Origin of the sequence: Rugamonas rubra (assembly GCF_900114705.1) — a bacterium.
GTDB classification, from domain to species: Bacteria; Pseudomonadota; Gammaproteobacteria; order Burkholderiales; family Burkholderiaceae_D; genus Rugamonas; species Rugamonas rubra.
Genome location: NZ_FOTW01000010.1, coordinates 87,085 through 101,987 on the forward strand (window position 1 = coordinate 87,085; position 14,903 = coordinate 101,987).

At 70.1% G+C, this 14,903-nt stretch carries 11 protein-coding genes and 2 tRNA genes; 11 read left to right on the forward strand and 2 right to left on the reverse strand.

The window, feature by feature from the left end; genetic code table 11:
* Positions 1-6 precede the first annotated feature (6 nt).
* The 9 genes from BM252_RS11080 to BM252_RS32115 all read left to right on the forward strand — a co-directional run bounded on the left by BM252_RS11080 (position 7) and on the right by BM252_RS32115 (position 9,570).
* Complete coding sequence (locus BM252_RS11080) at positions 7-1,548, forward strand: fumarate hydratase (RefSeq protein ID WP_093387479.1); 1,542 nt, start codon at positions 7-9, stop codon at positions 1,546-1,548.
* A gap of 63 nt (positions 1,549-1,611) precedes the next feature.
* Positions 1,612-2,463, forward strand: a complete 852-nt coding sequence (murI, locus tag BM252_RS11085) for a glutamate racemase (protein WP_245774195.1) — start codon at positions 1,612-1,614, stop codon at positions 2,461-2,463.
* Positions 2,464-2,589: 126 nt separating this feature from the next.
* Positions 2,590-2,665 (forward strand) — tRNA-His (locus BM252_RS11090).
* A 94-nt stretch (positions 2,666-2,759) separates the two neighbouring features.
* Positions 2,760-2,835: transfer RNA gene (locus BM252_RS11095), tRNA-His, on the forward strand.
* 218 nt (positions 2,836-3,053) lie between these two features.
* Complete coding sequence (locus BM252_RS11100) at positions 3,054-3,545, forward strand: sigma-70 family RNA polymerase sigma factor (RefSeq protein ID WP_093387482.1); 492 nt, start codon at positions 3,054-3,056, stop codon at positions 3,543-3,545.
* Positions 3,542-4,579 (forward strand): FecR family protein, encoded by a 1,038-nt coding sequence (locus BM252_RS11105; RefSeq protein ID WP_093387483.1) that lies wholly within the window; start codon positions 3,542-3,544, stop codon positions 4,577-4,579. The genes BM252_RS11100 and BM252_RS11105 overlap by 4 nt, the downstream gene beginning before the upstream one ends.
* A 113-nt stretch (positions 4,580-4,692) precedes the next feature.
* Complete coding sequence (locus tag BM252_RS11110; RefSeq protein WP_093387485.1) at positions 4,693-7,593, forward strand: TonB-dependent receptor; 2,901 nt, start codon at positions 4,693-4,695, stop codon at positions 7,591-7,593.
* A 28-nt stretch (positions 7,594-7,621) separates the two neighbouring features.
* The gene (locus tag BM252_RS11115; protein ID WP_093387486.1) at positions 7,622-8,206 is read left to right on the forward strand and encodes a biliverdin-producing heme oxygenase; all 585 of its coding nucleotides are present in this window, start codon (positions 7,622-7,624) and stop codon (positions 8,204-8,206) included.
* A complete protein-coding gene (locus BM252_RS32115) occupies positions 8,206-9,570 on the forward strand; it encodes a TonB family protein (RefSeq protein WP_093387488.1) in 1,365 nt (454 codons plus the stop codon). The genes BM252_RS11115 and BM252_RS32115 overlap by 1 nt, the downstream gene beginning before the upstream one ends.
* Before the next feature lie 276 nt (positions 9,571-9,846).
* Here the strand turns inward: BM252_RS32115 and BM252_RS11125 are convergent, their stop codons facing one another.
* Entirely contained in the window at positions 9,847-12,087 is a 2,241-nt protein-coding gene (locus BM252_RS11125; RefSeq protein ID WP_093387489.1) for a xanthine dehydrogenase family protein molybdopterin-binding subunit, read from the reverse strand.
* On the reverse strand, positions 12,084-12,542 hold the full coding sequence (locus tag BM252_RS11130) for a (2Fe-2S)-binding protein (RefSeq protein WP_093387491.1): 459 nt from the start codon (positions 12,540-12,542) through the stop codon (positions 12,084-12,086). The genes BM252_RS11125 and BM252_RS11130 overlap by 4 nt, the downstream gene beginning before the upstream one ends.
* 137 nt (positions 12,543-12,679) lie before the next feature.
* On the opposite strand from BM252_RS11130, the gene BM252_RS11135 reads away from it, so the two are divergent.
* Together BM252_RS11135 and BM252_RS11140 are read left to right on the forward strand one after the other, a co-directional pair.
* Entirely contained in the window at positions 12,680-13,876 is a 1,197-nt protein-coding gene (locus BM252_RS11135; RefSeq protein WP_245774196.1) for a sensor histidine kinase, read from the forward strand.
* Complete coding sequence (locus BM252_RS11140) at positions 13,873-14,736, forward strand: LytR/AlgR family response regulator transcription factor (protein ID WP_245774197.1); 864 nt, start codon at positions 13,873-13,875, stop codon at positions 14,734-14,736. Before BM252_RS11135 ends, BM252_RS11140 begins: the two co-directional genes overlap by 4 nt.
* Positions 14,737-14,903: the final 167 nt, after the last annotated feature.

A 14,903-nucleotide genomic window follows, 5' to 3' on the forward strand; every position in this document is an offset into this window, starting at 1 on the left:
AACACCATGACCATCATAAAGCAAGAAGACCTGATCGAATCCGTCGCCGCCGCCCTGCAGTACATCAGCTACTACCACCCGGCCGACTACATCGAACACCTGGCGCGCGCCTATGACGCCGAGCAGAGCCCGGCGGCCAAGGACGCCATCGCGCAGATCCTGACCAACTCGCGCATGTGCGCCGAGGGCAAGCGGCCGATCTGCCAGGACACCGGCATCGTCAACGTCTTCCTGAAGATCGGCATGGGCGTGCGCTTCGAGGGCTTCTCCGGCACGGTCACCGACGCGGTCAACGAGGGCGTGCGCCGCGCCTACAACTTCGACGACAACAAGCTGCGCGCCTCGATCGTCGCCGACCCGCAGTTCGACCGCAAGAACACCAAGGACAACACGCCGGCCGTGGTGCACATGGAGCTGGTCGAGGGCAACACGGTCGACGTCAAGGTGGCGGCCAAGGGCGGCGGCTCGGAAAACAAGACCAAGTTCGTCATGCTCAACCCGTCCGACTCGCTGGTCGACTGGGTCATGAAGACCGTGCCGACCATGGGCGCCGGCTGGTGCCCGCCGGGCATGCTGGGCATCGGCATCGGCGGCACCGCCGAGAAGGCGATGCTGATGGCGAAAGAGGTGCTGATGGACGACATCGACATGTTCGACCTGAAAAAACGCGGCCCGCAGAACAAGCTCGAAGAGCTGCGCATCGAACTGTGCGACAAGGTCAACGCGCTGGGCATCGGCGCCCAGGGCCTGGGCGGCCTGACCACCGTGCTCGACGTGAAGATCATGATGTACCCGACCCACGCCGCCTCCAAGCCGGTCGCCATGATCCCCAACTGCGCCGCCACCCGCCACGCCCACTTCGTGCTGGACGGCTCGGGCGCGTCCTACATCACGCCGCCGCCGCTGTCGACCTGGCCCGAGGTGCACTGGACACCGGACACGGAAAAATCCAAGCGCGTCGACCTGAACACGCTGACCAAGGAAGAAGTGGCGTCGTGGAAGCCGGGCCAGACCCTGCTGCTGAACGGCAAAATGCTGACCGGCCGCGACGCCGCGCACAAGCGCATCCAGGACATGCTGGCCAAGGGCGAGCAACTGCCGGTCGACTTCACCAACCGCGTCATCTACTACGTCGGCCCGGTCGATCCGGTACGCGACGAGGCGGTCGGCCCGGCCGGTCCGACCACCGCCACGCGCATGGACAAGTTCACCGACATGATGCTGGAGAAGACCGGCCTGATCGCCATGATCGGCAAGGCCGAGCGCGGCCCGGTCGCCATCGAGTCGATCCAGCGCCACAAGTCGGCCTACCTGATGGCCGTCGGCGGCGCCGCCTACCTGGTGTCGAAGGCGATCAAGAGCGCCAAGGTGCTCGGCTTCGCCGACATGGGCATGGAGGCGATCTACGAGTTCGACGTGGTCGACATGCCGGTCACCGTGGCGGTCGACGCCGCCGGCACCTCGGTGCACAACACCGGCCCGGCGGAATGGAAGGCCAAGATCGAGCAGCTGAGCAGCGTCAGCGCGATCCCTGTCGTCACCGCCTAAGCAACCACCCGGCCCCGCCGCGCGCCCCCGCGCGGGCGGCGGGCGCCTTGTCCGGACACCAACTTGACTCCCACCCTACCCTTTGCGCCGCCCTTCGCCGCGCCGTCCGACGCCCCCGTCGGCGTGTTCGACTCCGGCGTCGGCGGCCTGTCGGTGCTGCGCCACATCCGCGCCCAGCTGCCCAACGAACACCTGATGTACTTCGCCGACTCGGCCTACGCGCCCTACGGCGCGCAAACCGAGGCGGTGCTCACCGAGCGCTCCCTGGCCATCGCCGCCTTCCTGGTGGCGCGCGGCGCCAAGGCGCTGGTGGTGGCCTGCAACACCGCCACCATCGCCGGCATCAAGGCGGTACGGGCGCGCTACCCGCAACTGCCGGTGGTGGGCGTCGAACCCGGCCTCAAGCCGGGCGCCGCCGCCAGCCGCAACGGCAAGGTCGCCGTGCTGGCCACCGCCAGCGCGCTGCGCGGCGAAAAGCTGCTGTCGCTGCGCGAGCAGGTCAGCGCGGCCACCGGCGCCAGCTTCCACCTGCAGCCCTGCGTCGGCCTGGCCGACCAGATCGACAAGGGCGAGCTGGACACGCCGGCCACCCGCGCCCTGCTGGAACGCTACATCGCGCCGCTGATCGCCGAGGGCGTCGACACGCTGGTGCTCGGCTGCACCCACTACCCCTTCGTGCTCGACGGCATACAGGCGGTGGTGCGCGCCCACACCGCCGCCCCCGTCAGCGTGCTCGACACGGGCGAGGCCGTGGCGCGCCAGCTCAGCCGCCTGCTCGAGGCGGCCGGCCTGCGCCGCGTCGGCGGCGAGCCGGGCAGCCTGGTCGGCTACACCAGCGCGGCGGCGCAGTCGCTGAGCGGGCCGTTCGCCGGTTTGCTGGGGCTGACGCCGCCGGTGCAGGCGGTGTCGGTCTAGGCGGTGTCAATCCAGGCCCTTTTGCCATTTTTGCGAAAAAGCCGCATTAAGGTTTGCGTGTTTCAAAACTGGCTTGTATAATTCGGCACCTGTCTACGAAACACTGTAGACAACGCAGTATCAGTGGTGGCTGTAGCTCAGTTGGTAGAGTCCAGGATTGTGATTCCTGTTGTCGTGGGTTCGAGCCCCATCAGCCACCCCAAAGAATTCGCAGCAAATAATGAGGTTGCAAGTTCATGCTTGCAGCCTTTTTTATTGCCCGCAATAGTGTCGTCGTCGATCACGCAGTGCCAGTGGTGGCTGTAGCTCAGTTGGTAGAGTCCAGGATTGTGATTCCTGTTGTCGTGGGTTCGAGCCCCATCAGCCACCCCAAGAATTCAAGTGAAAAGCCCAGTCCCAGGACTGGGCTTTTTGCGTTCGGGCGCGCAAGAAGTCCCCCTCCCCTCGATGCCCAGACATCACCACCAGCAATTGGCGCGCGGCTTGGACGCACCTGCCATTGAACAGCATCCAAAAAAGTAAATGCGAATGATTCTTGTTATTATTCGCATCGATTGCTATCATGGCTCCTTTTGACAGGATGCGACGCGGTGCTCGAACGCTACTACCAGGAACTGCTGCGCTTGATGGCGCGCGCCACCGGCTGCCGCGACAAGGCGCAGGACGTGGTGCAGGAGGCCTACGCCCGCGTGCTGACGGCCGGCCGGGGCGGCGACTCGGCCGAGCCCGGCAGCCAGGAACGCGCCCTGCTCTACGTGACGGCGCGCAACATCGTCATCGACCAGCAACGCCAGAGCCTGGTCCGGCGCCACGAGGACATCGCCCTGCACGAGCCGCGCGCGCCGCGCGCCTATGAACCCGAACAACGACTGGCCGACAGGCAGCACATGGAACACTTGCTTGCGATCATAGAAAACCTGCCGCCCCGTTGCCGCCAAGCCTTCGCCCTGTACAAATTCGACGGTCTCAGCCATGTCGAGATCGCCGCGCAGATGGGCATTTCCGTCAACATGGTGGAGAAGCACATCATCAAGGCGATGGTCGCCTGCAAGAAGGCGCTGGCCGGCGAGCTGCAAGCATGAGCCGGCAAGAACAGGCGCCAAGCCGCGCCGACGCCATCGACAGCGCGGCGGCGCAATGGCTGCTGCGGCGCGACGCCGGCCTGTCGCCGGCCGAGCAGGCGCAGTTGCAGCGCTGGCTAGACAGCGACGCCGCCCACGCCCTCGCCTGGCGGCAGATGTGCCGCGCCGACACGCTGCTGGCCAGCCTGCCGGCCGCCCGCGTCGCGGCGCTGGACCGCAGCGGCCTGGCGCCGGCGGCAAAGCCGGCCGCGCCATCGGGCTGGTTGCGGCGGTTGCCCTCGCTCCTTCCGCTGCGCTGGCTGGGCCGCCTGGCCGACGCCGTCCCGCGCGGCGCGCTGGCCGCCTGCGCGCTGCTGGCCTGCGGCCTGCTCGGCTACCAGCAACTGCACCAGCCGGGCTACAGCCAAACCTTCACCACGGCGCGCGGCCAGTACGCCGAGCAGCGCCTGCCCGACGGCAGCAGCATCGAACTCGACACTGCCACCGAGCTGCAGGTCGCCCTCTACGCCGACCACCGCGAGGTGCGTCTGCTGCGCGGCCAGGCGATGTTCCACGTCAGCCCGGACCCGCAGCGCGCCTTCCACGTCGAGGCCGGCGCGGCCCGCGTGACGGTGCTGGGTACGCACTTTTCCGTGCGCAATGTCGGCGGCCTGGTCAACGTCGCCGTGCAACAGGGCAAGGTCGCGGTGACGGCGCCGGGCCGCAACGCCGACGCGCCCATCCTGTTGGCCGGCGACGGCCTGACCCTGGCGGCCGACGGCCCGGCCGTGCCGGCCAGCGTGGCGCCGGCGGCCGTCGGCAGCTGGCGCGAGCGCCGCGTCAACTTCGACAACACCACGCTGGCCGAGGCGCTGGCCGAGTTCGAGCGCTACGCCGACAGCGGCCTGCGCGTCGACGACGCCGCGCTGGCCCAGTTGCGCCTGAGCGGCAGCTTCGACCTCGGCAATCCGGCCCAGTTCGCCGCCGCCCTGCCGCTGGCGCTGCCGGTGCGCGTGGTCGGCGACGGCCGCGTCAAACGCATACTGCCGCGCTGAGCCGGGCGGCCAGTCCGCCTCCGATCAACAATATTTTTCTGCGCACGTCAGGGTAAATGCGTCTCATTCGTTTTAACTATGAGCGACACAACACATCACCATAGGAAACAACGATGCCTTCATTGATACGCCGCAGTCCCCTGCCTCTGCTACTGGCCCTGGCCTTCGCCGCGCCGGCGCCCACCTACGCGGCGCCGGCCAGCGTCGAATTCAGCATCGCCGCCCAGCCGCTGGGCCGCGCCCTCAACGAGCTGGCGCGCCAGGCCGGCATGGTGCTGTTGGCCGACGCCCGGCTCACCCAGGGCCGGGTCAGCCCGCCGTTGCAGGGCGCGTTCAGCGTCGCCGAGGCGCTGCGCCAGCTGCTGGCCGGCAGCGGCCTGCGCGCGCAGGTGCGCGTCGACGGCAGCATCATCCTGACGGCGGCGCCCCAGGCGGCGGCAGGCGCCGTGCAGATCGGCACGCTGAACGTGCAGGGCCAGAGCGCCGCCGGCGCCTGGTCCGGCGACGACGACACCGACCCCGCCGACCTGCCCTACACGCAGTCCTCGTCGGCGGCCCACATCGGCCGCGAGCAGATCGAACGCTTTCGCGGCACCTCGCCGGCCGACATGTTCAAGGCGGTCGCCGGCGTGCAGGTCGGCGACAGCCGCAACAGCGGCGCCGTCGACATCAACGTGCGCGGCCTGCAGGGACAGGGCCGCGTGCCGGTGCTGATCGACGGCAGCCTGCAATCGTCGACCGTGTATCGCGGCTACGCCGGCATCGCCGACCGCAGCTACATCGACCCGGACCTGATCAGCGGCGTGCGCATCGACAAGGGGCCGAACCTGTCGGCGCAGGGTGCCGGCGCCATCGGCGGCATGGTCAGCATGCAGACGCTGCGCCCGGAGGACGTGCTGCTGCCCGGCGCGCGCAGCGGCGTGCGCCTGCGCGGCGGCCTGCAGAGCAACAGCGTCAGCGCGCCCGACGACTTCTCCGCCACGCCACGGCGCGAACGCAACGGCCTGTTCAACGCGCACAGCGGCTACGGCAGCGTGGCCGCCGCCACCACGCAGGACGACTACGACCTGGTGGCCGCCTACAGCCGCCGCCGCGTCGGCAACTACTTCGCCGGCACCAAGGGCTACAGCCGCTACCAGCTGCTCGACGAAGCGGGCGACGACAACGGCGTGACGCAGTTCTTCAAGGCCGGCGACGAGGTGCTCAACACCTCCAACACCACCACCTCGGTGCTGCTGAAGGGGGTGCTGCGCCTGCCGCGCGCGCAGACGCTGGAGCTGGGCTACCGCTATTTCGACAGCGCCTTCGGCGAAGTGATGCCGTCGCAAATCTACCGCAACAGCACCGGCTTCATCCCGCAGTGGAACACCAGCCAGGTGCGCACCGACGCCTGGACCGCGCGCTACGGCTGGAAGCCGGCCGGCCAGTCGCTGCTCGACCTGAAGGCCAACCTGTGGCTGACCGACATGCAGAGCGCCGCCCGCAACGGCGACATCTTCCACAACCCGCTGGAGGGCAAGCCGAACCCCGGCGACCACGAATGCGCGGCCTGCGTCGAGAGCCTGTACCTGGCCAAGACGGCGGCGCGCCGCCTCGGCGCCGACATCAGCAACACCAGCCTGCTGGACACGCGCTTCGGCCCGCTGCGCTTGAACTACGGCCTGTCGCTGCAAAACGAGAACATCGGCCCCGGCAAGGGCGTGCAGATCGTCGCCGACGACATCAACCACAACCGCACCCAGCGCGACGGCAGGCGCCACGAGGAAAGCGCCTTCGTTGCCCTGCAGTGGAAGCCGCGCGACTGGCTGAGCGTCGACCTGGGCGGCCGCTACCAGCGCTACAACACGCGCGACCGCAACCGCATGGCCGAGCAGCTGCACGACCCGCGCGGCTGGCAGTGGGTGACGCTGTACGACAAGGCCGGCGACAACATCGGCAGCGTCAAATGGCGCCAGGACGACGCCGGCAAGTTCACGCCGGCCACCAATCCGCTGCTGACCGGCGTCGGCATGGTCGAGAACTACGGCCAGCCGGCGGTGCCGATCGACCTGTCCAAGGTCGAGCACGCGCAACCGAACGACTACGTCTACCACGACGACATCCCCGGCGCCTTCAAGTACAGCGTGCCGCTGGAGCGCAAGGACCACGGCTTCGCGCCGTCGTTCGGCTTGACCGCCAAGCTGTCCGACAGCGTCAGCGTCTACCTGCGCGGCGCGCGCGGGCTGCGCATGCCCAGCCTGTACGAGTCGACGCTGGGCTTCTCGGCCACCTACTTCTCGCCGCTCAAGGCCGAGCGCAGCGACAACCGCGAGATCGGCCTGAACCTGGTCAAGGACGGCGTCTGGAGCGACAGCGACAAGCTGCGCCTCAAGCTGGCCTACTTCGACAACGTCACCCGCGACTACATCACGCGGCGGCAGATCGCCGGCCTGCAGGCCTGGGCGCAGAACTTCTCGATGGCCAACGCCGACAGCTACCAGGTCGCCGGCGTCGAACTGCAATCGAGCTACGACAACGGCGCGCTGTTCGGCGAACTGTCCGCCACCTACAACCGCAAGACCTTGGTCTGCGACGCCGCCACCGCCGCCTACCTGCGCACCAAGGGCGACTACCTGCCGCGCATGAAGGACACGCCGGACTGCTCGCCGATCGGCTTCACCACCTCCTACGTCAGCAACCACATCCAGCCCAAGCTGAGCATGAATGTCACGCTGGGCGCCCGCCTGCTAGCGAACCAGCTCACCGTCGGCACTCGCCTGAGCCACGTCGGCTCGCCGCTGGCCACCGAGGACAAGGACGCGCAATGGCAAAACTCGGCCGGCACCGCGACGCAGGTACTCACGCGCGCCTACACCCTGGTCGACCTGTTCGCCAGCTACAAGCTGGCGCCCAACGCCACGCTGGAGCTGGGCGTCGACAACCTGGGCGACCGCTACTACCTCGATCCGCTCACCCTCAGCCTGATGCCGGGGCCGGGCCGCACCATGCGCCTGTCGCTCGGCGTCAAATTCTAAACACACTCGCGCACCCACAAGGAACCCAATGAACGCCACCGATCTTCCCCTGACCCGCAGCCAGCGCCTGAAAACGCGTACCATGGCGACTCACCAACAACTCGACGACGGCATCATGGCCAGCGCCCCCTTCTCCAGCAAAGAGAACTACGCCCGCTTCCTGCAGGCGCAATACAGCTTCCTGCGCGACGTCGACCCGCTGTACGAGCATGCCGGGCTGGCCGCGCTGCTGCCGCAGTTGGCGCAGCGGCGCCGCTACGCCGCCATCGCCGCCGACCTGGCCGACCTGGGCGCGGCGCTGCCGCTGGACGGCCCCGAGGCGCCGCTGGCCGCCGACGTCGACCTGGCCACCGCGCTCGGTTGGCTCTACGTCACCGAGGGCTCGAAACTGGGCGGCGCGGTGCTGTACAAATTGGCCGGCAAGCTGGGGCTGGACGGCGACTTCGGCGCGCGCCATCTGGCCGCCCACCCGGACGGCGCGGCGCGCCACTGGCGCGAATTCACGGCGGCGCTCGACGACGTCGAGCTCGACGCCGAGCAGGAGTCGCGCCTGGTCGGCGGCGCCGAGGCGGCCTTCACGCGCATGCACGGCCACGTCGGCCGCACGCTCTGATGACACAGCCGCCGCACGCGCCAGGCATGCCGGCGGCGCCACGCGCGCCAGCGGCGCCGGCCACGCCGCCCGCCGGCGAGGCGCACGCCGCGCGCCTGCTGCGCTGGGGCTACACGGCGCTCGGCGTGCTGATGGTGGCGCTGGGCGTGATCGGCGCGCTGCTGCCGGTGATGCCGACGACCATTTTCCTGATCCTCGCCCTGGCCTGCTTCAGCCGCGCCTCGCCACGGCTGGAGCAGCGCCTGTTGCAGCATCCGCGTTTCGGCGCACCGCTGCGCCAATGGCGCGAACACCGCGCCGTGTCGAAGCGCGGCAAGCGCATGGCCTGCCTCGGCATGGCGCTGGGCTTTATCGTGATGTGTTTGGGCCGGCCGCCCTGGCCGGCGGTCGTGCTGGTCGGCTTGGTGGAGTTGGCGGTGCTGGTCTATCTGCTGCGCCGTCCCGAGGGTCCGCCTGCGGATGCGGGCGCCATCGACAGCGCATCGGCCGGCGCCACGGTCGATGTCAAGGCCAAGGCCGCCACTGACGCCGACGCTGCCGCTGAGCCCGACGCTGCCGCCAACGCCACCCTGCTCGCCGGCGCCGTTTCGTCTGGCGCCAACAGCGCCGCTGTTGGCCTCGCCAACGCGAGCACGCCCGCGTTCACGCGCAGTCCACGGCCGCTCGCGGCGGCGGGCATCGTCGCGGCGCATTGCGCGCTGCTGGCATGGATACTCTACGGCCACGCGCAGGAGAGCCACGTGGTCGCCGCCGCGCCGCAGGCCGAGCGCGCCATGATGCTGGTCTACCTGCCGGCAGCAGCGCCACCCAAACCGCTGGAACAACGCCAGGCGGACCACGTCAGCGCGGAGGCCAAGCCGACACCGGCGCCGCAGCAAGCACCACGCGAGACACCACCGACACTGCAAGCGGCCCCGCCGCAACCCAAGTCCACCCCGCTGCCGCCGACGGCCGATGCGCCACCAGTCGGCGCGATCGCCAGCAGCGCGCCGCGCGCCGCACCGCCGGCCGACACGGCATCGCTGGCGGCGGCGCCGCCCTCGCCCGCGCTACCGCCGGCGCCGCAGGAGGTGCGCAGCGGCGCGAACAGCTGGGAGGGCAAGGTGCTGGCGCGGATGGAACGCTTCCGCCGCTATCCAACGGCCGCCCGCGCGCGCGGCGAGGAAGGCGTGGTGACGCTGCGCTGCCGCGTCAACCGCGACGGCCAGGTGCTGTCCGCCGCCATCGAACAGAGCTCCGGCCATCCGCTGCTGGACCAGGCCGCGCTAGAGACGCTGCAACGCGCCGCCCCGCTGCCGCGCATCCCCGACGAGCGCCCCGCCCAGCTCGACCTGTCCATCCCGGTGCAGTTCAGCGTGCGCTAACAGAAGCTCGACTACCGTCGAGCTTGTTCATCAAATGATCCGGACGGGGCGCATAGGGCCCCTATTTGTGTGCAACGCACTGCCAGCTCAACGGATTGTTTGGCGCTCGACGGCACGCTCCAGAAACCAGCACGGAGACGGACCGATCATGCAGAGCCGAGATAGGTGTCACGCGGGCACTGTCGTCGAAATTATCACTGGATCGGCAGTGTTCAACATTGCTTGAACACTGCCGAGCCAGCGAAAAAGCCTATCACTTTGGCACCTGGGTCTGGCTTATGCCAAGCACTCCCAGCCGGAGTGCGCCAGCGGCATGCGCGTGACCGGCTCGCCGCCGGCCGCCAGCAGCGCGTTGGCCAGCGCCGCGACGATCGACGGCGGGCCCTCCTCGCCGACGCCGTAGCCGGCCTCGCCGCTGCCGATCACCAGCACCTCCAGCGGCGGCGTGTGGGCCATGCGCGCCACCTGGTAGCCGTCGTAGTTGCCCTGCTCGACGGCGCCGTCCTTCAAGGTGATCTCGCCGAACAGCGCGGCGGACAGGCCGAACAACGTGCCGCCCATCATCTGCGCCTCGACCAACTGCGGATTGGCGACGCGGCCCGGATCGATCGCCGCCGTGATGCGCACCAGACGGAACTTGCCGGGCGCGGCGACGGCGATCTCCACCACGTGGCCGCCCAGCGTCGGCCCGGTCTCGTTGAGGGCGAAGCCACGGAAGTGGCCGGGCGGCGGCGGCGCGTCCCAGCCGGCGCGCGCGCACAACTGGTCGATGAAGGATAGCTGCCGCGCCTTGCCGGCCAGCAGGCCGCGCCGGTAGGCCACCGGGTCGACGCCGGCCGCGCGCGCCGCCTGGTCCAGCGTGTGTTCGAGGAAGTAGCAGTTCTGCGAATTGCCGACCGAGCGCCAGTAACCGCAGGGCACGCCGTGGTCGACGCGGCTCCAGCGCGTGTCGTAGGCCGGAATGGTGTAGCTGCGCCCCATCCAGCCCATCAAATAGCTCCAGTCGAACACGCCGTCGATGGGCGGGCTGTTGGTGACGCCGGAATAGGCCAGCAGCGACGGCCCGGCCATGTCGCCGCGCAGCGCCGTGGGCCGGTGCTGCACGTCCAACGCCAGCCGCACGCGCGCCGTGGTGGCGGGCCGGTAGTAGCCGGAGCGCATATCGTGCTCGCGCGACCAGATGGTCTTCACCGGCTTGCCGACGGCCTTGGCGATCAGCGCCGCCTCGACGGCGAAGTCGTGCTCCAGCCGGCGGCCGAAGCCGCCGCCGACCTGCTGCGTGTGCAGCGTCACCTGCTCGAGCGCCAGGCCGAGCGCCTTGGCGACGGCGCGCTGGGTGTCGCTCTGACTTTGCGTCGACAGCCACAGTTCGGCGCCGCCACCGGGGCCGCTGCCGACGCTGACGGTGGCGCTCAAGGGTTCCATCGCCGCGTGCGCCAGGAAGGGTACCTCGTAGACGGTCTCGATGATCCGGCTGGCGCCCTGCAGCGCGGCGGCGGTGGCGGCGTGGTCCTGCTTGTCGGGCCGGTCGCCGGCCCTTGGATACATCAAGCCTCCCTCGCCCATCACGGCGGCGCGGTACTCGACGCGCATGGCGGCGCTGTCGGCCTTGCCGTGCGGGCCGGCGCGCCACACCGGCTTGAGCAGGCGGGCCGCCTTCTCGGCCTGCCAATAGCCGTCGGCCACCACCGCCACCGCGTTGGCCAGCCGCACCACCTGGCGCACGCCGCGCACCTTCAACGCCGGCGCCGCGTCGACCCGCAGCAGCGCACCGCCGAAGCCGGGCGCGTGCAGCACGGCCGCCACCAACAGGCCGGGCAGCTTGACGTCGATGCCGTACACGGCACTGCCGTCGACCCGCTCGGGGATGTCGGCGCGCGCCATCGGCCGGCCCAGCACCTTGCAGTCGCGCGCCGCCTTCAGCTGGGCTTTCTCCGGCGGCGGCAGCGCGGCGGCCTGCGCCAACAGCGCGCCGTAGGGCAGCCGGCGGCCGCTGGCGCCGTGCGCGATATGGCCGGCGGCGGCATGGCAGCTGGACGGCTCGACCTGCCAGCGCTGCGCGGCGGCGCGCAGCAGCATGTCGCGCGCGGCGGCGCAGGCCAGGCCCACGCTGTCGCGCGCGGTGCGCAGGCCGGCACTGCCGAAGGTGGTGATCCCCGGCGGGAAGCGGCGGTGGAACTCCTGGCGCACCGGCGCGTGGTGGACGCGTATCTGCGCGGCGGCCAGTTCCAGCTCCTCCATCACCAATTGGACGATGGCGGTGTGCGTGCCCTGGCCAAGATTGGTGACGGTGGTGTAGGCGTCCAGCGTGCCGTCCGCCGCGAAGCTGAGCCAGCAATCGAAGGCGACGGCCTTGTCATCGGTGCGGCGGTCGGCGATGGCGCTCCCCGGCCCGACGGCCGGCGCGGGCGCGGGCGCGGCCTCAGCCTCCCCGGGCGCCGTGCTCAGGCCCAGCGTCCACACGCCGGCCGCCAGTGTCGAACGCAGGAAGCTGCGCCGCGTCAGCGCGCCGCTCATGCGGCACCGGCCTTGGCGGCGGCGTGGATTGCGGCGCGCACGCGCGGGTAGGTGCCGCAGCGGCAGATGTTGGTGATGGCGGTGTCGATCTCGGCGTCGCTCGGCTCGGGGTTCCGCCGCAGCAGGGCGGCGGCCGCCATCAACATGCCGGACTGGCAGTAGCCGCACTGCGGCACTTGATGGGCGATCCAGGCCCGCTGCAGCACATGGCTGCGCTGCGGCGCCAGCCCCTCGATGGTGGTGATGGCGCGCGTGGCCACGCTCTGCACCGGCAGCACGCAGCTGCGCACCGCCTCGCCGTCCACGTGCACGGTGCAGGCGCCGCACTGCGCTGCGCCGCAGCCGAACTTGGTGCCGGTCAGGCCCAGCGCGTCGCGCAGCACCCACAACAGCGGCGTGTCGCCGTCGACCTCGGCGCGCTGGCGCCGGCCGTTGATGTTCAAGTCAAACCGCATCTGTGCTACTCCAAAAAGGGACGATGGACGCAGTGTAGACAGGCCCTCCCGGGCCGGCGCGCGCCGTGTGACGAAAGCCCGCATCGGCGGGACGGGGCCGCCGTGGCGCCTGCCGGCCGCTGCTATACTTCTCGCCCATGAACCCCGCCCTCGCCGCCACATTCGACACGTTCGCCCCGCTGGCCACACCGGCAGCGCCCGGTGCGCCGGCGGCCGGTGCGGCGCGCTGGCCCGACCGGCGCCAGATGCTGCGCGTGCTGGCCATCAACCTGCTGGCCTGGGGCGTGCTGAGCGCGCTCGGCGCCGCCTCGTCCTACAGCGCCACGCTGCGCAACGGCGTCGGCAACTCCTATGCCGGCGATTTCTTCGCCTGGTGGCGCTGCACCATGGCGCAGGTGCTGCTGTGCTGCCTGCTGCACGCGCTGTTTACGCGCTGGCCGGCGCTGGTGGCGCGGCCGCGCCATATCGCGCTGGTGTTCGCCGCCACGCTGCTGCTGTTCTTTCCGCTCGACGTGATGTACGAAACCACCTACGGCATGCTGCTGGCCGGCCGCGCGCTGCACCTCGAGCGCATGCTTCAGGCCCTGGCCAGCATCCACAAGTTCGACTGGTTCGTCGACGTCGCCCTGACCTGCGGCAGCATCGGCGCGCAGGTCGCGCTGAGCATCTGGCGCCAGGGCAAAGCCGACCAGCAGGCGCTGGCCCAGGCGGAGACCGACAACCTGCGCCTCAAGCTGGAGCTGGAACAACAGCGCATGCTGGCCCTGCGCGGCCAGCTCGAACCGCACTTCATGTTCAACGCCCTCAACGCCATCAGCGCGCTGGTGCGCTCGGACGACAAGAAGGTTGCGCTGGCCGGCATCAACCGCCTCAGCGCGCTGCTGCGCTACGCCCTCACGGCTGCCGACCGCGACTGGGTCAGCGTCGACGAGGAGCTGGCCTTCGTGCGCGACTACCTGGCGCTGCAGCAGCTGCGCTACGGCGCCCGCCTGCGCGTCAGCATCGAGGGGGGCGACGCGCGCGTCGGCGCCATTGCCTGCCCGCCGCTGCTGCTGCAACCGCTGGTGGAGAACGCGCTACGCCACGACCTCGACTGCCATACCGACGCCAGCGACATCCGCCTGCGCTTCCACATCGAGCAGCGCCAGCTGGCCGTGAGCATCTGCAATCCCTTGGCCGCCGCCCACGGCAGCAACCCCGGCCTGGGCCTCGGCCTGCGCCACACCGAGGCCAGCCTGCAGCTGGCCTTCGGCCCGCTCGCCGCGCTGCGCACCGGCGTGGACGCCGGCCGCTTCCGCGTCGAGCTGCGCCTGCCCTTGGCGCCGGCGGCATGAGCGCCGCCGCCAACGCCGACGCCGACGCGCCCGCCGCGCCCGCCATGCCGCCGCTGCGCGCGCTGATCGTCGACGACGAGGAGCCGGGCCGCGTCAATCTGCGCTACGCGCTGGCCGAGTATCCGTGCTGGCACCTGGCCGGCGAGTGCGCCAGCGTGGCGGCGGCGCGCGCGCTACTGGCGGCCGAACCGGTCGACCTGGTGCTGCTCGACGTGCAGATGCCGCAGGAGAGCGGATTGGCGTTGGCGCGCGAGCTGTGCCAACTGGCCGAGCCGCCGTTGCTGGTCTTCGTCACCGCCTTCAACGCCTACGCCGTCGAGGCCTTCGAGGTGCACGCCCTCGACTACCTGCTCAAGCCGATCGACGACCAGCGTCTGGCGCAGGCGCTGGAGCGCGCCGAGGCCATGCTGGCGCAGCGCCAGCGCGCCGCCTACGGCCAGGCGGTGCGCGCCTTCCTGGCGGCGCAGGACGCGGCGCGGCCGGCCGCGCCAGGCGGCGCCGGCCAAGCGGCCGCGCCGGCGGCGGAGCACTGGCGCCAGCTCAACGTGCGCTCGGTGGGCCGCATCGAATGCATCCAGCTCGACCAGGTGCACTGGATAGGCGCGGCCGGCAACTACGTCGAGCTGCACCTGGCCGGCCGCCTGGTGCTGCACCGCGTGCCGATCGGCCTGCTGGAGCGCCACCTCGATCCGCAACACTTCCTGCGCGTGCACCGTGGCGCCATCGTCCGCGTCGACCAGTTGCAGGCGCTCGCCGTGCTCGGCGACGGCAATTACGAGCTCAGCCTGCTCAGTGGCGCGCGCGTGCCGGTCAGCGAACGCCATGTGCAGGCCTTGCGCCAGCGCATGGCCGACGTCTGAGCACGCCGCCCCCCCCCGGACAACATTTCCAGCCGATTAAGGCCGAATCGCGGTTTCATTTCCACACATTAATTTCATAACGAAATGCAATGTTTCGATAACACAATTGAAATAAATATTTTCATCATCCTGTGTTTTTTGAAGTTTCCGGTGGTAATATTTAGGTA